This is a genomic window from Bacillus sp. AC266, from assembly GCF_979253805.1.
In genome coordinates, this window is the sequence record NZ_CEEDEC010000002.1 from 404,999 (window position 1) to 426,900 (window position 21,902).

At 37.4% G+C, this 21,902-nt stretch carries 22 protein-coding genes and 1 pseudogene; 19 read left to right on the forward strand and 4 right to left on the reverse strand.

The genetic code is table 11. The features are described 5' to 3' along the window. Positions 1-474: pseudogene (locus AC0IXC_RS09580) on the forward strand (spore coat protein); the annotation flags it as partial. 180 nt (positions 475-654) lie between these two features. Further along, positions 655-1,299, forward strand: a complete 645-nt coding sequence (locus tag AC0IXC_RS09585) for a YhcN/YlaJ family sporulation lipoprotein (protein WP_016100589.1) — start codon at positions 655-657, stop codon at positions 1,297-1,299. 32 nt (positions 1,300-1,331) lie between these two features. On the opposite strand, the gene AC0IXC_RS09590 is transcribed toward AC0IXC_RS09585, so the two are convergent. Then, positions 1,332-1,766 (reverse strand): branched-chain amino acid ABC transporter substrate-binding protein, encoded by a 435-nt coding sequence (locus AC0IXC_RS09590; protein ID WP_215590211.1) that lies wholly within the window; start codon positions 1,764-1,766, stop codon positions 1,332-1,334. A 588-nt stretch (positions 1,767-2,354) separates the two neighbouring features. Here AC0IXC_RS09590 and AC0IXC_RS09595 point away from each other — a divergent pair. Then, on the forward strand, positions 2,355-2,870 hold the full coding sequence (locus AC0IXC_RS09595) for a BofC C-terminal domain-containing protein (RefSeq protein WP_215590210.1): 516 nt from the start codon (positions 2,355-2,357) through the stop codon (positions 2,868-2,870). Between the two features lie 10 nt (positions 2,871-2,880). Here the strand turns inward: AC0IXC_RS09595 and AC0IXC_RS09600 are convergent, their stop codons facing one another. After that, on the reverse strand, positions 2,881-3,825 hold the full coding sequence (locus tag AC0IXC_RS09600) for an iron-hydroxamate ABC transporter substrate-binding protein (protein ID WP_002088787.1): 945 nt from the start codon (positions 3,823-3,825) through the stop codon (positions 2,881-2,883). Positions 3,826-4,014: 189 nt separating this feature from the next. On the opposite strand from AC0IXC_RS09600, the gene ruvA reads away from it, so the two are divergent. Genes ruvA through yajC form a run of 6 tightly spaced genes read left to right on the forward strand, consistent with a single transcriptional unit; the run spans position 4,015 to position 8,348 of the window. Then, complete coding sequence (ruvA, locus tag AC0IXC_RS09605) at positions 4,015-4,632, forward strand: Holliday junction DNA helicase RuvA (RefSeq protein ID WP_002088786.1); 618 nt, start codon at positions 4,015-4,017, stop codon at positions 4,630-4,632. Positions 4,633-4,637: 5 nt separating this feature from the next. Beyond that, positions 4,638-5,639 carry a Holliday junction branch migration DNA helicase RuvB gene (gene ruvB / locus AC0IXC_RS09610; RefSeq protein ID WP_000344470.1) on the forward strand — a complete coding sequence of 334 codons (1,002 nt, stop codon included), beginning with the start codon at positions 4,638-4,640 and terminating at the stop codon, positions 5,637-5,639. Next, a complete protein-coding gene (locus AC0IXC_RS09615; RefSeq protein WP_000138162.1) occupies positions 5,636-5,836 on the forward strand; it encodes a DUF2905 domain-containing protein in 201 nt (66 codons plus the stop codon). Before ruvB ends, AC0IXC_RS09615 begins: the two co-directional genes overlap by 4 nt. A gap of 19 nt (positions 5,837-5,855) precedes the next feature. Continuing rightward, positions 5,856-6,908: a tRNA preQ1(34) S-adenosylmethionine ribosyltransferase-isomerase QueA gene (gene queA / locus AC0IXC_RS09620; RefSeq protein WP_002143232.1), complete on the forward strand. Its 1,053-nt coding sequence runs from the start codon at positions 5,856-5,858 to the stop codon at positions 6,906-6,908. 12 nt (positions 6,909-6,920) lie between these two features. Then, positions 6,921-8,060, forward strand: a complete 1,140-nt coding sequence (tgt, locus tag AC0IXC_RS09625; RefSeq protein WP_002015319.1) for a tRNA guanosine(34) transglycosylase Tgt — start codon at positions 6,921-6,923, stop codon at positions 8,058-8,060. A 27-nt stretch (positions 8,061-8,087) separates the two neighbouring features. Continuing rightward, complete coding sequence (gene yajC, locus AC0IXC_RS09630) at positions 8,088-8,348, forward strand: preprotein translocase subunit YajC (RefSeq protein WP_002034132.1); 261 nt, start codon at positions 8,088-8,090, stop codon at positions 8,346-8,348. A 36-nt stretch (positions 8,349-8,384) separates the two neighbouring features. Here yajC and AC0IXC_RS09635 read toward each other — a convergent pair whose 3' ends face one another. Beyond that, a complete protein-coding gene (locus tag AC0IXC_RS09635; RefSeq protein ID WP_002015315.1) occupies positions 8,385-8,768 on the reverse strand; it encodes a TIGR04086 family membrane protein in 384 nt (127 codons plus the stop codon). Positions 8,769-8,871: 103 nt separating this feature from the next. On the opposite strand from AC0IXC_RS09635, the gene AC0IXC_RS09640 reads away from it, so the two are divergent. Next, positions 8,872-9,528 (forward strand): DUF421 domain-containing protein, encoded by a 657-nt coding sequence (locus AC0IXC_RS09640; protein ID WP_002143230.1) that lies wholly within the window; start codon positions 8,872-8,874, stop codon positions 9,526-9,528. Positions 9,529-9,557: 29 nt separating this feature from the next. Here AC0IXC_RS09640 and spoVB read toward each other — a convergent pair whose 3' ends face one another. After that, on the reverse strand, positions 9,558-11,117 hold the full coding sequence (gene spoVB / locus AC0IXC_RS09645; protein WP_002015313.1) for a stage V sporulation protein B: 1,560 nt from the start codon (positions 11,115-11,117) through the stop codon (positions 9,558-9,560). 186 nt (positions 11,118-11,303) lie between these two features. On the opposite strand from spoVB, the gene AC0IXC_RS09650 reads away from it, so the two are divergent. The 9 genes from AC0IXC_RS09650 to AC0IXC_RS09690 all read left to right on the forward strand — a co-directional run bounded on the left by AC0IXC_RS09650 (position 11,304) and on the right by AC0IXC_RS09690 (position 21,897). After that, positions 11,304-11,588 (forward strand): post-transcriptional regulator, encoded by a 285-nt coding sequence (locus AC0IXC_RS09650; RefSeq protein ID WP_078175458.1) that lies wholly within the window; start codon positions 11,304-11,306, stop codon positions 11,586-11,588. A 281-nt stretch (positions 11,589-11,869) separates the two neighbouring features. Further along, a complete protein-coding gene (gene secDF, locus AC0IXC_RS09655; protein WP_137076172.1) occupies positions 11,870-14,134 on the forward strand; it encodes a protein translocase subunit SecDF in 2,265 nt (754 codons plus the stop codon). Positions 14,135-14,441: 307 nt separating this feature from the next. Continuing rightward, positions 14,442-15,335: a cation diffusion facilitator family transporter gene (locus AC0IXC_RS09660; protein WP_002034095.1), complete on the forward strand. Its 894-nt coding sequence runs from the start codon at positions 14,442-14,444 to the stop codon at positions 15,333-15,335. A 101-nt stretch (positions 15,336-15,436) separates the two neighbouring features. Next, complete coding sequence (gene recJ, locus AC0IXC_RS09665) at positions 15,437-17,758, forward strand: single-stranded-DNA-specific exonuclease RecJ (protein ID WP_002129228.1); 2,322 nt, start codon at positions 15,437-15,439, stop codon at positions 17,756-17,758. Between the two features lie 65 nt (positions 17,759-17,823). After that, complete coding sequence (locus tag AC0IXC_RS09670; RefSeq protein WP_002015305.1) at positions 17,824-18,336, forward strand: adenine phosphoribosyltransferase; 513 nt, start codon at positions 17,824-17,826, stop codon at positions 18,334-18,336. A gap of 211 nt (positions 18,337-18,547) precedes the next feature. Then, the gene (gene relA / locus AC0IXC_RS09675) at positions 18,548-20,731 is read left to right on the forward strand and encodes a GTP diphosphokinase (protein ID WP_002015304.1); all 2,184 of its coding nucleotides are present in this window, start codon (positions 18,548-18,550) and stop codon (positions 20,729-20,731) included. Positions 20,732-20,748: 17 nt separating this feature from the next. Next, on the forward strand, positions 20,749-21,189 hold the full coding sequence (locus AC0IXC_RS09680; protein WP_002015302.1) for a D-tyrosyl-tRNA(Tyr) deacylase: 441 nt from the start codon (positions 20,749-20,751) through the stop codon (positions 21,187-21,189). Between the two features lie 116 nt (positions 21,190-21,305). Next, positions 21,306-21,638 carry a YrdB family protein gene (locus tag AC0IXC_RS09685; protein ID WP_002015301.1) on the forward strand — a complete coding sequence of 111 codons (333 nt, stop codon included), beginning with the start codon at positions 21,306-21,308 and terminating at the stop codon, positions 21,636-21,638. An 82-nt stretch (positions 21,639-21,720) separates the two neighbouring features. Further along, positions 21,721-21,897: a hypothetical protein gene (locus tag AC0IXC_RS09690; RefSeq protein WP_002015300.1), complete on the forward strand. Its 177-nt coding sequence runs from the start codon at positions 21,721-21,723 to the stop codon at positions 21,895-21,897. The last annotated feature ends 5 nt before the right edge of the window (positions 21,898-21,902 follow it).

Consider the following 21,902-nt stretch of genomic DNA (forward strand, 5'->3'; position numbering starts at 1 on the left):
CCAAATATGATGCCGATAATGGATAACAACCAAATGCCAAATATGATGCCGATAATGGATAACAACCAAATGCCAAACATGATGCCGATAATGGATAACAATCAAATGCCAAACATGATGCCATATCAACAGCCAATGATGCCGCCATATCCGCCGTATCAGCAACAAAATCCATACAATCAAATGCCGTATCAACAAATGGCGCCGCAATATACTTCTATGCCAAATCCAAATATGATGCCAATGGATAATAATATGCCGCCACTCGTGCAAGGTGAAGAAGATTGTGGATGCGGAGGAGAAAGTAGGTTATATAGTCCACAACCGGGTGGACCACAATATGCTAATCCTTTATATTATCAACCAACTCAGCCAGCATATGCACCACAGCCAGGAACGATGTATTATCAGCCGGACCCACCAAACGTATTTGGAGAACCAGTTTCAGAAGAAGAGGACGAAGAGGAAGTTTAAAAAAAGGTGGGGTTATTCCCACCTTTTTTGTATTCGTGATAGTCAGGAATATGGTGAATTTACATTAAGTGCTAGAAAATTCCTAGTGAAATATTAACAGTGTAAAAACCCTCTCTGTTACTCATCATAAGGGGGAGCTTTTCGAAAGAGAAGTTCATTCTAACAGAGGGGGTTTTTGTATTGAATACGAAAGTAAAAGTTATTGCTGCTTCTTTGTTAGTTACCAGTGCATTAGCTGCATGTGGTACACCAAAAGATAATAATGCGATGGATGGACGTAACTATAATTACGAGCGTACATCTTATAATGATACACACCGATATAATGATAATGTAACGCGTAACGATCGTTATACAGATTATGTAACATATAGAAACGGTCGTAATGACGCAGGATCCAACTATTATCGTGATGTAAATTACAATGGGCAAATTGCTAATCCACACCCAACTCGTAATATTACAATGAACAATTCATACATTAACAATGATGGTAAAACTGCGGAGAAAATTACGAATCGTGTGAAACGTATGAATAACGTAGATCGAGTTTCTACAGTTGTATATGGAAACGATGTAGCGATTGCGGTAAAACCACGTAATACAGCGACGAATGAAACAGCGATGGCGAACGAAATTCGTCAAGCTGTTGTGAATGAAGTTGGAAATAGAAACGTATATGTTTCTGTAAGAAATGACATGTTTACTCGTGTCGATGCAATGAGTACGCGTTTACGTAACGGCACAGCTACAAACGATTTTAATCGTGACATAACAAATATGTTCCGAGACATTCGTTACGGCCTGACTGGTACTATGCGATAACAAATCAAAGAGGAAGGGATAGCCCTTCCTCTTTATTCATCTTCGTCTTGTAAACGACGTTTTTTTACAAAATAACTAACGGAGTAAGACGCTAAAAAGCATATGAAGAGAATACCACCTGTTAAAATAGCTTCAAATAGAGGTCTTTCTGGACTGAAAATGATATAAATAATAGCCATGATAATTCCTACAATAAGAGAGCGTAAAATAATTTTGTAATAAGGAGTTAACTTTATTTCCTTTTCGCTTTCTTCTACATCGATAGAAACGCTTAATTGTAAATAACTAAGTACAATACTTGTAAGAATAAATAATAACCACAATGGAGATTTCGTAATTTGATCAATTCCTTCTGTGAATCCGATATAGCCTAAAATTCCGATTATACCAATTGATTGAAAAAGAAAGGCAATACGTATGTTTTTTAACGTTTGAAGTATGAGGCGTTCATCTTTAATTTTTTTCAAGGCATTCATCCCCTGTTTATATTTATAGCATTAATTGTAATATATATATTACATTAATAAATTTATAATTTACATAAATTTCAATTGGTTGAAAGAGGAAGAAAAATATATTTAGAAATATATTGCGCTTCTACCTTGTTAATGTTATATTAGCAAAGCGATGAGCTAATTTACGTAAGTCGAGAGATATGCTTAAGTGCTAAACACGCGAATGTGGTCGCCTGGTCTTTCGCCGTAAACGCATCAGACGCCTGCTTTGCAGGCGTCTTTCATTTTATATAAAAGTAAATGATACATGCAGATGAGGATTAACCCTTATCTGCATTTTTTGTCCCGCTATTTGTGGGCAGTAAGACTCCCACCTCAAAATTCGGCGAATGCGAGGGAGTTAGGTGGGAGATCAACTGCCCGTAAAAGCCCGATTGGTTCAACTAATAACCAGTGGGGGGATGAACAAAACCCCCCACTGATTAAAGTTTCACTTTATTTTCCTTAGAAATTTAATGCTATTGTTTATATGGATAAAACCCCCATTTCCGGAAAAGCTACAAATGAAAGTATGATTTTGCCTAGAAGAGGTGAACGGAAATGAAATGGATGCTAATTGCAGTGCAAGCTTTCGTTGTGATGTTTTGCTTAGCTTATGGATCCGATGTGAGGGCAGAAGTAGTAGAAAAAGAACCTCAAGTTACAATTTTATTAGAGCGCATGTATGTTGATGGAGAAGTAAGTGAGGAAATACTGACAGAAAAAGTAGCGGATTTAGAAAAGTTTTTGCAGCAATATAAAGAATGGCAACTTGTTGATCGTGATGATGTGCAAATCGTATTACAAAGGAAAGTTGATGATATTTCTCCTTTACTGAAAACGAGCGGTTATTTTGGTGTTTCAGAGGAAGGGATATTGCAAATTTTTAAAGGGGTACCGAAAAGTGATAACGCGATCCATTCCTTCTTTCAAATTGATATGAAAAAGCTTGAGAGTTATGAGCGAGCAAAACTAAAGCGTGGTATTCGTATTAAGTCAAAAGAAGGATTCGTGAAGACAATCGAAAAAATGAAGCAATACGCAGTGCAAAATAATAAAAAAAGCAGCTCAGGGTGAGCTGCTTTTTTTATTTATTCTTAGCTAAAATCTCTTTTGCGATTTCATCAATTAGCATATCTTTTCCGATTGGATTGAATGCTTTCGTATTGAAGACTTCATTCGATACTTCATATACGTGATTGTTTTTTACTGCTTTATTATCTTTCCAAACCGCACTGTTTTTATAGTCTTCGTACACTTTATCAGCTTCTCCGCCGAAGTTTACAATAAACATTTGATCAGGCTGGAATGCAACAAGACCTTCTAGTGATACTTGTGCCATCGTTTGTTTTAAATCTGTACCTTTTGTTGCTGGAAGCTTTAAGTCGTTAAAGATGATGTCACCGTATCCGAAGCTACCGTATACACGGAAGTTTTGTGGTGTTACTGCAACGAACATAAAGTTCTCATCTTTTGTTTTTTCTTTAATTTTTTTAGATAAAGAGTCTGCTTTTTTATCGTAATCTGCAATCCATTTGTCGGCTTTCTTTTCTTCGCCAAATAGTTTACCTACTTCTTTAAACTTACCGCGCCAGTCTTCTAGATTTGTTTCTAGAACAACTGTCGGTGCCACTTTTTCTAGTTGATCATAAATTTTCAATTGACGATTGTTTAAAATAATTAAGTCTGGTTTTAAAGCGGTAACAGCCTCTAAATCAACTTTAGGTGCCCAGTACCAGCCGACTGCCTTTACCCCGTCTAGCTTGTCCGTTAAGTGATTTTGGATTTTATCTTTATATGTGTTTGCTGTGCCAACAGGTTTATGTCCAAGGATTAATAATTCCTCTGTTGATCCAGATAAATCAACAATTCTCTTTGGATTAGCTGGAATTGTTGCTTCTCCTTTAGCATGTTTTACAACTTTTGTTTTCGGTTGTTCTTTTGCTTTTGCTTCTTCTTTTTGAGAAGAACAGCCAACGATAGAAAGAACAACTAGCATAATAGTAAATAAAATAAATAGCTTTTGTTTCATCCTGATGTAACCCCTTTAATTAATATTGATAATCATTATCGACTTCTGTATATTAATGTTCTTTTTGTATTTATGTCAATAGAAAAAAACGGAAATTGTAAACGGGGAACATTTGTTGGGGCAGTCTCGCTTTTCTATTGTTAAATATGTTAAAATGGAATACATGATTTGAGAGGGAGAGATCGTATTTTGTTTGAATATGTTACAGGTTACGTGGAGTATGTAGGACCGGAATATGTCGTAATTGACCATAATGGAATTGGTTATCAAATTTTCACACCAAATCCGTATGTATTTCAAAGAAGTAAGCAAGAAATCCGTGTCTATACATATCATTATGTGAGAGAAGATATTATGGCACTTTACGGGTTTAAAACACGTGAAGAGCGTTTATTATTTACAAAATTGTTAGGTGTATCGGGGATTGGACCAAAAGGTGCTCTTGCAATTTTAGCTTCTGGTCAAACCGGACAGGTCGTTCAAGCGATTGAACATGAAGATGAGAAGTTCTTAGTGAAGTTCCCAGGCGTCGGAAAGAAAACAGCGCGCCAAATGATTTTAGATTTAAAAGGAAAACTAGCAGATGTTGTACCAGATGCGTTTGTTGATTTGTTCTCAGATACTGAAAGTTTTGATACGAAGAAAGGTTCATCAGTTGAACTTGATGAAGCACTGGAAGCACTGCGTGCACTTGGCTATGCAGAACGAGAAGTCTCTCGCGTTGTACCAGAGTTATTAAAAGAATCACTAACGACGGATCAATATATTAAAAAGGCACTTAGTCTTTTACTAAATGGTAAGAGGTGAGTATAATGGACGAACGTCTCCTTTCAGGGGAATCTGGATACGAAGATGCGGATTTAGAGTATTCATTACGGCCACAGACGCTCCGTCAGTATATTGGCCAAGATAAAGCGAAACATAATTTAGAAGTGTTTATTGAAGCGGCGAAAATGCGTGAAGAAACGTTAGATCACGTACTTTTATATGGCCCACCTGGACTTGGTAAAACGACGCTTGCGAATATTATTGCCAATGAAATGGGTGTTAACATTCGAACGACGTCAGGTCCCGCAATTGAAAGACCAGGAGATTTAGCAGCTGTATTAACAGCGCTTCAGCCAGGAGATGTATTATTTATTGATGAAATTCATCGTTTGCATAGATCTATTGAAGAAGTGTTATACCCAGCGATGGAAGACTTTTGCCTTGATATCGTTATTGGGAAAGGACCGTCAGCTCGCTCTGTACGTCTAGATTTACCTCCATTTACGCTAGTTGGGGCAACGACGCGTGCAGGTGCATTATCAGCACCACTTCGTGACCGTTTCGGTGTACTTTCACGATTAGAGTACTATACAGTAGATCAGCTTTCTGCGATTGTAGAACGTACAGCAGAAGTGTTTGAAGTTGAAATAGATTCGTTAGCTGCATTAGAAATTGCAAGACGTGCTCGTGGTACACCTCGTATTGCGAATCGTCTATTACGACGTGTACGTGACTTCGCACAAGTTCGCAGTGACGGAACGATTGCGATGGAAATTACACAAATGGCGTTAGAACTATTACAAGTAGATAAATTAGGACTTGATCATATCGACCATAAATTACTGCTTGGTATTATTGAAAAGTTCCGCGGTGGTCCAGTTGGATTAGAAACTGTTTCAGCAACGATTGGGGAAGAATCTCATACGATTGAAGATGTGTATGAGCCGTATTTATTACAAATTGGCTTTTTACAAAGAACGCCAAGAGGCCGGATCGTAACACCGCTCGCATATGAGCATTTCGGAATGGAGATGCCAAAAGTATGACGGAGATGCCAAAGCTGCTTATTACAGCTGGTATTTTGCTCATTGTTGTTGGATTAGCTTGGAAGTTCATAGGAAGGCTTCCAGGCGATATTTTTGTGAAAAAAGGTAACGTTACCTTTTATTTTCCTATCATTACATGTATTGTGTTAAGTATTGTATTATCTTTTATTATGTATATAATAAATCGATTTAAATAAGAAATAGGTGGATACAGTTATGGATATTAATCTGTTTGATTTTCATTTACCAGAAGAACTTATTGCACAAATCCCATTAGAAGATCGTGAAACATCAAGATTAATGGTGTTAGATCGTGAAACAGGCGATATTGAGCATAAACATTTTACAGACATTCTTTCTTACTTACATGAGGGGGATTGCTTAGTTTTAAATGAAACGAAAGTTATGCCTGCTCGTTTGCACGGTGTGAAAGAAGATACAGGCGCGCACATTGAAGTACTTCTTCTAAAACAAGAAGAAGGCGATAAGTGGGAAACGCTTATAAAGCCAGCGAAGCGTGTAAAAGAAGGAACTGTCATCTCTTTTGGTGAAGGAAAGTTAAAAGCAACTTGCATTGGAACAGCAGATCAAGGTGGGCGTCAACTTGAGTTTTCATATGACGGCATCTTTTATGAAATTTTAGACGAGCTTGGAGAAATGCCACTTCCTCCGTATATTAAAGAGACGCTAGAAGATCGCGATCGTTATCAAACGGTATATGCGAAGGAAATCGGTTCAGCAGCAGCACCGACGGCTGGCCTTCACTTTACAGAAGAGTTACTTGAGAAATTGAAGCAAAAAGGCGTCGGGTTAGCATTCATTACACTCCATGTAGGACTTGGAACTTTTAGACCAGTTTCTGCAGATACTATTGAAGAGCATCATATGCACGCAGAGTATTACCATATGTCTGAAGAGACTGCGGCGTTATTAAACCGCGTGAAAGAGAATGGCGGCCGTATTATTACTGTAGGTACGACATCAACTCGTACGTTAGAAACGATTGCGACAGATAATAGTGGTAAGCTTTGCGCAGCTTCTGGCTGGACAGATATTTTTATGTACCCAGGATATGAATTTAAAGCAATTGATGGTTTAATTACAAACTTCCATTTGCCGAAATCAACATTAATTATGCTTGTAAGTGCATTTTCAAATAGAGATAATGTACTTCATGCTTATAATGAAGCAGTAAAAGAAAAATATCGTTTCTTTAGTTTCGGTGATGCGATGTTCGTTGCATCTCACGCTAAAATGAGAAACAAATAAAAGGAGTAAATTATGACAGCAATTCGTTATGAATTTATTAAAACTTGTAAACAAACGGGTGCGCGTTTAGGTCGAGTGCACACGCCACACGGCTCATTTGATACACCGACATTTATGCCAGTTGGTACACTTGCAACAGTTAAAACAATGTCACCAGAAGAATTAAAAGCAATGGATTCTGGCATTATTTTAAGCAATACGTATCATTTATGGCTACGTCCAGGCCACGAAATTATTCGTGAAGCAGGTGGCTTGCATAAGTTTATGAACTGGGATCGTGCAATCTTAACGGATTCAGGTGGATTCCAAGTATTTAGCTTAAGTGATTTCCGACGTATTGAAGAGGAAGGCGTTCATTTCCGCAATCACTTAAATGGCGATAAATTATTCTTATCTCCAGAAAAAGCGATGGAAATCCAAAATGCATTAGGTTCAGATATCATGATGGCATTTGATGAGTGTCCACCGTTCCCAGCTACTTTTGAATACATGAAAAAGTCGGTAGAGCGTACAAGCCGCTGGGCAGAGCGTTGCCTAAAGGCGCATGAACGTCCACAAGATCAAGGTTTATTCGGTATTGTACAGGGCGGGGAGTTTGAAGAGCTTCGTCGTCAAAGTGCGAAAGATCTTGTTTCAATGGACTTCCCTGGCTATGCTATAGGCGGTCTATCTGTTGGTGAACCGAAGGATATTATGAATCGTGTTCTTGAGTTTACAACACCACTTCTTCCTGATGATAAACCACGTTACTTAATGGGTGTAGGTTCTCCTGACTCGTTAATTGATGGTGCGATTCGCGGTGTTGATATGTTTGACTGTGTACTTCCGACTCGTATCGCTCGAAATGGTACATGTATGACAAGTGAAGGCCGCTTAGTTGTGAAAAACGCGAAATTCGCTAGAGACTTCGGGCCGCTTGATCCGAACTGTGATTGCTACACATGTAAAAACTATTCTCGTGCGTACATTCGTCACTTAATGAAATGTGATGAAACGTTCGGAATTCGTTTAACGTCTTATCACAACCTTCATTTTCTGTTAAACTTAATGGAGCAGGTGAGACAAGCTATTCGTGAAGACCGTCTTGGCGATTTCCGCGAAGAGTTCTTTGAACAGTATGGCTTTAATAAACCGAATGCTAAAAACTTCTAATACATAATTTAAAAGGAGGAACACAAGATGAATGCAGGTATGATGAATATCGTTATGATTGTTGCGATGTTTGCGATTTTCTATTTCTTATTAATTCGCCCGCAACAAAAGCGTCAAAAAGCAGTTGCTCAAATGCAAAATGAAATCAAAAAAGGTGATGCTATCGTAACAATCGGTGGTTTACACGCTACAATCGAATCAGTGGATGAAACAAAAATTGTTGTTAAATCTGGTGGTTCACACTTAACTTTCGATCGCAATGCGATTCGTGAAGTTGTGAAAAACTAATGATGAAGGCCCTGCATGAAATGTGCAGGGCCTTTTTTAACTATTTTGTTTTGACATATTTACACCGAAAATACCTCCGAGTGTACTCGCACCCATTAATGCTAATTGGTAGAGTAACTGTGAGTTCGATAAAGTTTGAGAGAAGCCTAAATAGTTAACGAGAAAGACGAGAATAGCGAATGTAAGGCCTGTTGTGAAACCTACTAGCCATCCTTTTCCTTGTGCCTTTTTACCAGCAATAAATCCAGACATAAGCATAGATAGAAGGGCTATTATAAAAATAATAATTACTAATGTCCCTTCATTAATATTCGTAAATTTTAATAAAAGAGCCATGATCATACTTGTAATAGATGCGAGGATTAATAAGGTAATAATACCGAAGCCGATTGCGCTCGATAATTTTTTCGTTCCATCCATTATGCATTCCCCCTTTTTAATACAAGCATATTTTCATTTTGTTTAAGTTAGACTAGTTTCTTTTTTGTAGGGGAGCCTATAAGTAAAAAAAGGGGATGTAGAAATGGAATGGGTATCAATAATCGGACGAACAATGCTTTTGTATATAATCATTTTAATTATTTTTCGTCTTATGGGTAAACGTGAAATTGGAGAATTAAGTGTATTAGATTTAGTTGTATTCATTATGCTCGGTGAAATGGCTGTAGTGGCAATCGAAAATACAGATAAATCACTTTGGCATCAATTAGTTCCAATGACTTTTCTTATGTGTATACAAATCATTTTGTCGGTCATTTCTTTAAAGTTTCAGCGTTTTCGGCATTTAATAGAAGGGGAGCCTGCGATTCTTGTGAATGCAGGTAAAATTGATGAAAAAAAGATGCGGAAGCAGCGATATAACATAGATGATTTATTGATGCAGCTACGTGAGCAAGGAATCGGAGATGTGCGTGATGTAGAATACGCTATTTTAGAACCATCTGGAAAGTTATCTGTCTTTCAAAAACAAAAAAGTAAAAAGAGCAAAAATGATACACCAATTTTTACACTCCCACTAATTATTGATGGAGAAATTCAATACAATCATTTGCAAATGATCGAACATACAGATGGGTGGCTCGTTGAGAAACTGAATAACTTAGGTTATAAAGATGTGAAACGGATTTTATATTGTAGTTTTCAAAATGGACAGTTTTTCGTTGATTTGAAAGAAAATTAGAGGCTTACCATTTTGAATGGCAAGCCTGCTTACTTCAAAAATGAAAGTTTCCGAATGATAGGGAGACGACTTAATTCTTCTTTTCGAATGAGTTTGAAAACGAAGAGGAGAACGATATAAACGATTGTTGTTAAAGTGATTTCCCATAATGTTTGTATGCCAAGTGAATGAGAAAAAACGATATACTTATGAAGATAAAAACCGAAGGTACCAGCAATCCCGATAGCAATTCCGCCGAAAATATAGTCTTTTGCATAAATGGTAAATGCAATTTTCTTTAAAACAGTGGCGTAGTGAAGGAATGTTACGGTTACTATATTTGCTGCGATGGCGAGGGCAACCCCCATCATTTGGAACTCTGGGCGTGAAGCGAGTACAAAGATAACGATTAATTTTACGATAGCGCCAATGAATGTGTTCATCATAGCAGCGCGTGCTAAGTTTAAAGCTTGCAAGACAGACGTAAGGGGGCTTTGAAAATAATGAAATAAAAAGCAAGGTGCAAGAAGCTGGATGAATGCGGCCGCGTTGTCTGATCCGTACATGAGAGTTAAAACTGGAGAAGCAAATACATATAATATAACGACTGACCATCCGCCGGTTATTAAGGAAATTCGAAGTGCTTGTTGTAATCGGTGTTCCACTAATTTGTGTTGTCTCTTTGCCATTGCCTCGCTAATTGATGGGACGAGTGCTGTAGAAAGAGCGTATGTAATAAAGGCTGGCAGTGATAGAAGCGGGAACGCATATCCGTTTAATATACCGTATTGCTGAGTTGCGACAGAAGCAGCAACGCCGGCGATCGCTAAGCTTTGCATAACGACGATAGGTTCAAAGAAATAAGAAACGGAACCAATTAAACGGCTTCCTGTAGTTGGTAAAGCAATGTCCATAAGGGAATAAAACGTATTTTTGCTCTCCTTTACAGTAGTGAAAAATCCAGAGCGTATAGATAAATGTTTTTCGCGTTGGAATAAAGTAAGTAAAAATAATAAAGATGCAACTTCGCCAAGAACAGCTGATAGCATGGCACCGGCTGCAGCATATTCTACGCCGTAAGGTAAAAATAACCGAATGCATACAGCGATAATTGTAATGCGGACAACTTGTTCTATGACTTGAGCGTAAGCGCTCGGCTTCATGTTTTGTTTCCCTTGGAAATAACCACGTAAAACGGAAGAAACTGCAATAACGGGGACGACAGGTAAAATAGCCATTAATGGATAGTAAGTTCTTTCATCTGTTAATAATGTTTTTGCTAAAATAGGTGTGAGTAGCATAATCCCAATTGTTAAAATGATGCTAATAATGGATGTAACGGCTAGCGAGACAGTTAATATTTTTTTAACTCTTTGTTTATCGTTCACTGCTTCCGCTTCTGCTACAAATTTTGCGATTGCAACAGGAAGGCCAATTTGTGTTAGTGTAATTGCTAAAATGAAGGTGGGGACAGCCATCATATAAAGGCCAACGCCTTCTTCGCCTAAAATACGTGCCATTACAATGCGGTTAATAAATCCAAGGATTTTTGTAATAAAGCCAGCTATCATTAAAATAAATGCACCTTTTAAAAAGCTTTGTCTCGTCATACTCTTCTCCTACCTTCTCAAAATCAATGGAATGATTTACAATAATTTATATGCACGTATGAGACAAGAATGACAAGCATTTAAGAGAGTGAAGTATGAATGGTACTCTTGAAAGAAGTTATTACTGTCCATTAGAGCGGGATTAAAAGCGACTTTTTGTGCTGAAATAAGAAGGAGATGTTATATATGTTGGATAATGAGGCTTTGGTAGAATCATACCGCGGACAGTTACAAGTCGTTTTAGAAAGTAAAGTAGAAGAGTTTCACATGTTTGGCTATGACCGAGTGACAGATAATGATATTTGGAAGTTTCTCAAGGCGAAAAAGTGGAAAAAGATAGACAGTGATGTTAGGTTGTATGCATTAGTAAATGATGTATTAAGAGTAAGTACTAATGAATATATGAATTATTTAACTGTTGAAGCATATCAGGCGCCACTTTGGTCGTTTGATGAATATGAAAATAAATAACCGACTGTAATTGGTTTGTTCTTCCTTTTGCAGTATAATGATAGGTATTGATAAAGAGGAATTAATTATGTCTAAGATTATATATAAAGGAGGTAGTGAAGAGAAAAAATAAATAATGAAAGTGTAGGTATTGTGAAAAGCTTACCGACACAGCTAGTGATGAACTAGCGGAAATACATGTATTTTATAGAAAGTAAGTCTACTAACTAGGCGTATGCACACGTGCGAAAATGAATCGTAAGAGATTTATTGAAAGTGTTAGTAGCAGAAAGAGGGTACATATGGCAAAGCGTGGTACAAGAATTGCCGCCTTTTTCCTCATCGTTTTATTAATTGGTGGAGTAATTGGTGCGGCAGGAAAAGACATAGCAAAAGGAATTAGTCTAGGACTAGACCTTCGCGGTGGTTTTGAAATTCTGTATGAAGTAAAACCAGCCAAAAAAGGTGATAAAATCGATCGTGATGCACTTGTAAGTACAGTAGGTGCCCTTGAAAATCGTGTCAATGTTCTTGGTGTAAGTGAGCCGAACATTCAAATCGAAGGGGAAGATCGAATTCGTGTACAGCTTGCTGGTGTACAAGATCAGCAAAAAGCACGTGAAATGTTATCAACACAAGCGAAACTAACATTCCGTGATGTGGATGATAACCTGCTTATGGACGGAGCGGATTTAAAAGGCGGCGGAGCGAAGCAAACATTTGATGAGCAAGGCCGTGCGAGCGTAGGTCTTACACTAAAAAGCGCTGAAAAATTCCGTGAAGTAACTGAAAAGATTTCAAAAATGCCACCACCAACGAATTTAATGGTAATTTGGCTTGATTTTGAAGAAGGAAAAGATTCATATAAAGCAGAATCAGCAAAACCGAATCCGAAGTTTTTATCAGCAGCAACAGTAAGCCAAGTATTTAACCAAGCTGAAGTATCTATCGTAGGTGGAAACTTTACAGTTGAAAGTGCGAAAGAACTTTCATCTTTATTAAATGCAGGTGCACTTCCTGTTGATTTAAAAGAAATGTATTCAACATCTGTTGGAGCGAAATTTGGTCAACAAGCATTAGAGCAAACGATTTTCGCTAGTGCGATTGGTATTGCTATTATCTTCTTATTCATGCTTGTATTCTACCGTTTACCAGGACTTGTAGCGGTTATTATGTTAGGTTTATACATTTTCGTTACATTACTTGTCTTTAACTGGATGCATGCAGTTCTTACGTTACCGGGTATTGCGGCATTAGTGCTCGGGGTTGGTATCGCAGTTGATGCGAATATCATTACGTACGAGAGATTGAAGGAAGAGCTTAAAATTGGTAAGTCGATGATGTCAGCATTCCGTGCTGGTAACCATCGTTCATTATCGACAATTTTAGATGCGAACATTACAACAATTGCAGCAGCTGGTGTATTATTCGCTTACGGTAATAGCTCTGTAAAAGGATTCGCAACAAGTTTAATCGTAAGTATTTTAGTTGGTTTCATTACGAACGTATTCGGTACTCGTTTCTTACTAGGTTTACTTGTAAAGAGCCGTTACTTTGATAAGAAACTATCTTACTTTGGTGTTAAGGAAAAGGATATTATTCCATTAACAAAAGGTGCAGTACATCCACCGACGAGATTTGATCGTATTAATTTCGTAAATATCGGTCATAAATTTTTCTTATTCTCAATTGTAGTTGTAATTGCTGGGGCAATTATATTACCGATTTTCAAAATGAATCTTGGTATTGACTTTGCAAGTGGTACACGTATTGACTTGCAATCAAAACAAGCAACTACTGTTTCTAATATTCATAAAGATTTGAAAGAATTGAACATCGATGTGAAGGAAGAAGATATTGTACCGACCGGAGATGACAATAAAGGTTTCGCTGTTCGTACGTTAGGCGTTTTATCGAAAGATGAAATTGCGAAAACAAAAACATTCTTTAACGATAAATACGGTACAGAGCCAAACGTAAGTACAGTTTCGCCGACAATCGGTAAAGAGATTGCACGAAATGCATTCATCGCGGTTCTGATAGCTTCATTGGTTATCATCTTATACGTAAGTATTCGTTTCCGCTTCACATATGCATTATCTGCGGTAATCGCATTATTACATGATGCATTCGTTATGATTGTTATGTTTAGTCTTTTCCAGATAGAGGTAGACTTAACGTTTATCGCTGCGATATTAACGATTATTGGTTACTCTATCAATGACTCAATCGTTACGTTTGATAGAAACCGTGAGTTATACAAACAGAAAAAACGAGTTCGCGACATAAAAGACCTAGAAGAAATCGTAAACTCAAGTATTCGTCAAACAATTGGTCGTTCAATTAATACAGTGTTAACAGTGTTATTCCCAGTAATCACACTACTTATTTTCGGTAGTGAATCACTGCGTAACTTCTCACTTGCATTATTAATTGGATTAGTTGTAGGTACGTACTCTTCTATTTTCGTTGCTTCTCAAATTTGGTTAATGCTTGAAAACCGTCGTTTGAAAAAGGGAAAAAACAAGAAAAAGGTTGAGAAAGAAGAACCTGAACCGCAAGTATAAAAAAGATGATGTCTCATTATGAGGCATCTCTTTTTTCGTTTGTGGATACAATAAGATAGCAACTTTTGAAAGAATGAAATGGAATAAAGTGGTGATGTTATCGCTGATTTTGTTAAAATAAAGTGAAACTTTAATAAGTGGGGGTTTTGTTCATCCCCGCTTATTATTAGCCCTCACCAATCGGGCTTTTACGGGCAGTTGATCTCCCACCTAACTTCCTTGTATTTGCCGGATTTTGAGGTGGGGGGCTTACTGCCCGCAAATAGCGGGATAAAAAGATAGGTTAAGAAAAGAAGGGATTTCAATTATGGAAAAAGATGAACGTTTTAAACAGGCCGAGTTTGGTGCTATTGTCGGAATCGTTGGTAATATTATATTAGCGATTGTAAAAGCGGTAATTGGTTATATTGGAAACAGTAAGGCGCTTTTAGCGGATGCAGTGCATTCTGGATCAGATGTAATTGGCTCGTTAGCTGTACTTTTTGGATTACGAGCGGCAAAGCAACCGCCTGATGAAGATCATCCGTATGGTCATGGTAAAGCGGAATCGATTTCAGCGATTATTGTTGCGGTATTATTATTTATTGTTGGAATAGAGATAGCGATTTCGTCTATAAAAGCTTTTTCACAAGATTTAGAACCACCAAAAGGAATTACGATTTTTGCAGTTATTCTTTCGATTGTAGTGAAAGAAGGGATGTTTCAGTATAAATATCGATTAGGGAAGAGAATAAATAGTGCTGCAATTATTGCAAATGCATATGAGCACCGTTCGGATGTGTTTTCTTCAATTGCAGCTTTAATCGGCATTTGTGCAGCTATTATCGGTGGTAAGTTAGGTATAGATTGGCTTGTATATGCCGATCCAATTGCAGGATTATTTGTCTCAATTCTCGTTGCTAAGATGGCGTGGAGTATTGGAGCAGAAGCTATTCATGCAACGCTCGATCATGTTCTGCATGAAGAAGATGTTGTTCCACTTAGGGAGGCAGTTTTTCAAGTGGAAGGTGTGAAAAAAATAGGCTCTTTATATGCAAGAGAACATGGCCACTATGTTATTGTCGATATTAAAGTATCTGTAGATCCATATATCACTGTAGAAGAAGGTCACCGCATCGGAAAACATGTAAAAGAAAAACTTATGAAACAAGATAACGTACAAAACGTTTTTGTACATATTAATCCGTATTCTCCAAATTAAACATAACAGATATTTAATTATATAGATATCGAATCGTAGTTTGCATTATATTGTCACCCCTTAATCTGTCTTGTATAATGGATAGGTTAAGGGGTGATTTCGTGTTACAACCGAAGACGCGTTGGAAAGAAAAAGAATATAATGAGGAACTAGTGAGTGAATTAGCAAATAAATTGCAACTATCACCTCTTGTGACTTCATTATTTCTTGGCAGAGGCTTAAATACAGAAGATAAGATTGTAGACTTTTTAAATACAGCAGATCAAGAATTTCATGATCCATTTTTACTTGAAGGAATGGATCGGACTGTAGAACGTGTGAAAAAAGCTATTGAAAATGGAGAACAAATATTAATATTTGGCGATTACGATGCGGACGGAGTAAGTAGTACGACTGTGTTATATCTTGCTCTCAAAGAATTAGGTGCAGAAGTAGAATTTTATATTCCAAATCGTTTTACTGAAGGCTATGGGCCAAATGAAGAAGCGTTTCGTTGGGCGCACAGTGCAGGGTTCTCACTAATTATTACTGTCGATACTGGTATCGCAGCGGTACATGAAGCGAAGGTAGCGAAGGAACTTGGAATAGATCTTATTATTACAGATCATCATGAGCCACCACCAGAATTACCAGAGGCACTTGCGATTATTCACCCGAAATTAGAAGGCGGTGTTTATCCGTTTCATTATTTAGCGGGTGTTGGTGTTGCATTTAAAGTTGCACATGCACTTTTGGGTCGTGTGCCAGAGCATTTGTTGGAAATTGCAGTAATCGGTACGGTAGCCGATTTAGTATCGCTTCACGGTGAAAATAGATTATTAGTACAGCGTGGACTGAAGCATATGCGAATGACTCGAAATATCGGTTTAAAGGCGTTATTTAAAGTCGCTAACGTTTCGCAAAGCGAAATTACAGAAGAAAGCATCGGGTTCGCACTCGCACCTCGTATTAATGCAGTTGGTCGTTTGGAAGATGCAACACCTGCTGTACATCTTTTATTATCAGAAGATCCAGAGGAAGCGAAAGAGCTAGCTGAAGAAATTGATGAGCTGAACAAACTTCGAAAAGATATTGTAAAGCAAATTACTGAAGAAGCTATCGCTGAAGTCGAAAATAATTTCCCGCCAGAAGAAAATAAAGTGTTAGTCCTTGCAAAAGAAGGTTGGAATCCAGGGGTAATTGGAATTGTCGCTTCTAAGTTAGTTGAACGTTTTTATCGTCCGACGATTGTATTAAGCATTGATCCTCATAAAGAAACAGCAAAGGGGTCGGCTCGTAGTATTGCAGGATTTGATTTGTTTGCAAACCTTTCAGATTGCCGTGAATTGTTACCGCATTTCGGAGGTCATCCGATGGCAGCGGGAATGACGCTTAATATGAATGATGTGGATGAATTAAGACGCAGGTTAAATGAGCAAGCTGATGTGATTTTAACAGCAGAAGATTTTATTCCGATTACAGCAGTGGATGCATTTTGTAAAGTAGAGGATGTAACGCTTGCCGCGATTGAGGATATGCAAAAGTTAGCGCCATTTGGCGTAGGAAATCCGAAACCGCGTATTGCGGTGAAAGATGCCGACTTAGAAAGTATCCGTGCAATTGGATCTGATGGTTCGCATTTAAAAATGGCTCTTCGTGATGGACAAGCAACACTGGACACGATTGGATTTGGATTTGGTACTTATGCGAAAGAAATCTCTCCAGTTGCGAAGGTTTCTGTAGTAGGAGAAGTGTCCATTAATGAATGGAATAACTTTAAAAAGCCGCAATTAATGGTGCAAGATATTGCTGTAGAGGCATGGCAATTATTTGACTGGCGTAGTATGCGTAATGTAGAAGCAAATTTAGCAGAACTTCCGAAAGAAAAAATAACAATGGTGTATTTTTCTGAAGAGGTATTGAATAAATTTTCTTTAGAAGGCTATAAAGAGCATATCGTGCATGCATCAGAGGTAGCTCATTTTGATGATCAATACATTGTGCTACTTGATTTGCCGAAAGGAGCAGATGAATTAGGTGATGTATTTAAGGCTGGATTCCCAGCTCGAATTTACACGCTATTTTATCAAGAGAATAATCATTTATTTAGTACGGTCCCAACGAGGGAGCATTTTAAATGGTACTATTCTTTCTTAAGCCAAAAAACACCATTTTCTTTAAGGCAATATGGGGAACAACTGTGTCGTCATAAAGGTTGGTCAAAAGATACAGTAAATTTCATGACACAGGTGTTTTTTGAGTTAGAATTTGTTACAATAAAAGACGGTGTCATTTTTATGGCAGATAAAAAACAAAAGCGTGATTTAATTGAATCGAACACATATCGTGAGAAAATGAACCACTTACAATTAGAGAAAGAATTGGTTTATAGCACATATCAGCAACTATATACATGGTTTGAAACGATTCGTGATCATAAATAAGTAGAACAGTTAGGGTAAAGGATTTGTATTTACAAACCTTTTATATCTGAGGAGGATTCAGAAATATGGATTTCAAGCAACATATCGCAATTGTACCAGATTATCCGAAAGAAGGTATTGTGTTTAAAGACATTACACCTTTAATGAACGACGGAAAAGCATATAAAGCAGCAACAGATGCAATCGTTGAGTATGCAAATAAAAGAGACATTGATGTTGTAGTAGGACCAGAAGCGCGTGGTTTTATTATTGGTTGCCCAGTTTCTTATGCATTAGAAGTAGGTTTCGCACCAGTTCGTAAATTAGGAAAATTACCACGTGAAGTAATTACAGTTGACTACGGTAAAGAATATGGAACGGATGTTTTAACAATCCATAAAGATGCAATTAAGCCCGGCCAACGTGTATTAATTACAGATGACTTATTAGCTACAGGTGGAACAATTGAAGCGACAATTAAACTAGTTGAAGAACTTGGTGGAGTTGTAGCAGGAATTGCATTTTTAGTAGAGCTTACTTACTTAGATGGTCGTAAAATGTTAGATGGTTACGATGTATTAGTATTAGAAAAATACTAATCATTATATAGGTGAAACTACGGTGATAAAAAAGTACCCGTGAATCTCTTGGAGAGGAGCGGGTACTTTTGTATAATTGCACAAAAAAACATGGTGAAATGTCAGTAAAATCTTTTCCTTTTCACAATTCACAATCATTGGGTTATAATGATAGAATATAATTTATTCTATTCAATAAAGATAAAGTCAATTTTCAATAAAAGGTGATTCGATGGCAAATGAGCAAGTACTAACAGCTGAACAGGTACTCGAGAAAGCAAGTCAATATTTAGCGGATGGAGATATTGAGCTAGTGGCACGTGCCTATGAATATGCGCGTGATGCACATAGCGAACAATATAGAAAATCGGGTGAACCATATATTATTCACCCAATTCAAGTTGCAGGTATTTTAGTTGATTTACACATGGATCCGGCTACAGTATCGGCAGGTTTCTTACATGATGTAGTGGAAGATACAGAAATTACATTAGAAGACATTGAACGGGAATTTAATAAAGAAATCGCTATGCTTGTCGATGGTGTTACAAAGCTTGGAAAGATTAAATACAAATCCCATGAGCAGCAACAAGCAGAAAACCATCGCAAAATGTTTATTGCAATGGCTCAAGATATTCGAGTTATTTTAATTAAACTAGCTGATCGTCTTCATAACATGCGTACATTGAAACATTTGCCTCAAGAGAAGCAGCGTCGCATTGCAAATGAAACGTTAGAAATCTTTGCACCTTTAGCACATAGACTCGGAATTAGTACTATTAAATGGGAGTTAGAGGATACGTCACTTCGCTATTTAAACCCGCAGCAATATTATCGTATTGTGAATTTAATGAAGCGTAAACGTGCAGAGCGTGAAGAATATTTAGATGAAGTAATGACTGGCATTCGCGAGAAGTTAAAAGAGGTTTCAATTCAACCTGAGATTTCTGGAAGACCAAAACATATTTACAGTATTTATCGTAAAATGGCATTGCAAAATAAACAATTCAATGAAATTTACGATTTACTAGCTGTACGTGTCGTTGTGAATAGTATTAAAGATTGCTATGCGGTGCTTGGAATTATTCATACGTGCTGGAAACCAATGCCAGGTCGTTTTAAAGATTATATTGCAATGCCGAAAGCAAATTTATATCAATCTCTTCATACGACTGTAATTGGACCAAAAGGTGATCCGCTAGAAGTGCAAATTCGTACGAAAGAAATGCATGAGATTGCAGAATTCGGAATCGCGGCACATTGGGCGTATAAAGAAGGTAAAGCAGCAGAAACAACGGGTACATTAGAGAAGAAACTAACTTGGTTCCGTCAAATATTAGAATGGCAAAATGAAGCTTCTAATGCAGAAGAATTTATGGAGTCATTAAAAATTGATTTATTCTCTGACATGGTATTCGTCTTTACACCAAAAGGCGATGTAATGGAATTACCACTTGGCTCTGTTCCAATTGATTTTTCGTATCGTGTCCATTCGGAAATTGGAAACAAGACAATTGGTGCAAAAGTAAATGGGAAAATGGTGACGCTTGATTATAAGTTGAAAACTGGTGACATCATTGAAATTTTAACATCGAAACATTCGTATGGTCCAAGTCAAGATTGGGTAAAGCTTGCTCAAACATCTCATGCGAAAAATAAAATACGTCAATTCTTTAAGAAACAACGTAGAGATGAAAATATTGAAAAAGGCCGTGAACTTGTTGAAAAAGAAGTGCGTGGCTTAGAGTATGAGATGAAAGAAGTATTAGCGCTTGATAATTTAAAACGTGTCGCTGAGAAGTTTAACTTTGCAAATGAAGAAGATATGTTTGCAGCAGTTGGATATAACGGAATTACAGCAGCGCAAATTGTTACGCGACTAACGGACAAGTTCCGTAAACAACGTGAAGAAGAAGACATCGTTGAAGTTAAAGAAGTTCGTAAACCGATGAAAATTCGAAAATGGGATTCTGGTGTAAAGGTAAGTGGTGCAGATAATTTGTTAATTCGTTTATCAAAATGCTGTAACCCAGTTCCAGGCGATGATATCGTTGGGTATATTACGAAAGGTCGAGGCGTATCAATTCACCGTTGCGATTGCGTCAATGTGCATACAGAAGAAGCGGTGGAGCGTTTACTAGAAGTAGATTGGGAAGGTAGTCCTGAAAAAGAAATTGAGTACAATGTTGATATTGAAATTTCAGGCTATGATCGTCGTGGTCTATTGAATGAAGTATTACAAGCTGTTACAGAAACGAAGACGTATATCTCAGCTGTTTCTGGTAGAAGTGATCGTAATAAGATGGCAACGATTAACATGTCGATTTCAATTCGAAACTTACAACACTTGAAAAAAGTAGTAGAGCGCATTAAACGTGTTCCAGAAATTTATGCCGTACGACGCATGATGCATTAATAGGGAGTGTAGAAAAGATGAGAGTTGTTTTACAACGATCAAAGGAAGCGTCTGTCACAGTAGATGGCGAGATTGTAGGACAAATTCCATTCGGTTTAACATTACTAGTTGGCATTACGCATGAAGATACAGAAAAAGATGCAACTTATATCGCTGAAAAAATTGCAAACCTACGTATTTTTGAAGATGAGAGCGGAAAGATGAACCACTCTGTACTTGATATGAAGGGACAAGTTCTATCTATTTCGCAATTTACATTATATGGAGATTGCCGTAAAGGAAGACGTCCAAACTTTATGGATGCTGCGAAACCTGATTATGCAGAACATTTATATGATTTCTTTAATGAAGAAGTTCGTAAACAAGGACTGCATGTGGAGACAGGACAGTTCGGAGCAATGATGGACGTTTCTTTAATCAATGATGGTCCGGTGACCTTAATTGTAGAAAGTAAATAGTGTTGCCCAAGAAGAGAGGATTATAGGTCCTCTCTTTTTTCATACATTGTGGTATGTTTTGTTTAGTTACAATAGGATTTAATTTGAAGAGGAATAAAAGGAAAAGAAGGTGTAGCATGCTTCAAGAATTCAATATAGCTTTACGTTTTATGCTGGAGTTATGCATTCTTGGGATTGTTGGATACTGGGGGTTCCGAATAGGAGAAATACCTGTTGTAAAAATTACACTGGCTATTAGTCTTCCGATTGTTGTTGCTGTCATATGGGGGTTATTTGGAGCTCCATACGCAGAGTGGGAAGTGCGTGGTATATTGCATGTATTGTTAGAAATTATCGTGTTTGGAGTAGGTGTTGCAGCGTTGTATCATTTGAAGCACCCTTTACTTGCGAGTGGATTGGCTACCGTTATTATTGTTAATCGCATTCTTATGTTTATTTGGAATCAATAACTGTTTCGGCTATGTATAACTATCTCATCAATATGGAACAATAAAAAGTAAAACAACCATATTGAATGTGAGGGATATACGTATGCGTATGAATGAAAAAGGGCATTCTGTTACAAATGGTGCAAATCAACTGTTTAACGTAAATTTACATGATTTTATTTCAAAAGAACAAAACAATACTTCAATGGAGCTTGCTTCTGAGTTTGGAATTTCACTACAAGATGTAAAGCGCCTAAAGAAGCAAATTGAGCGCTCTTAGAGCAC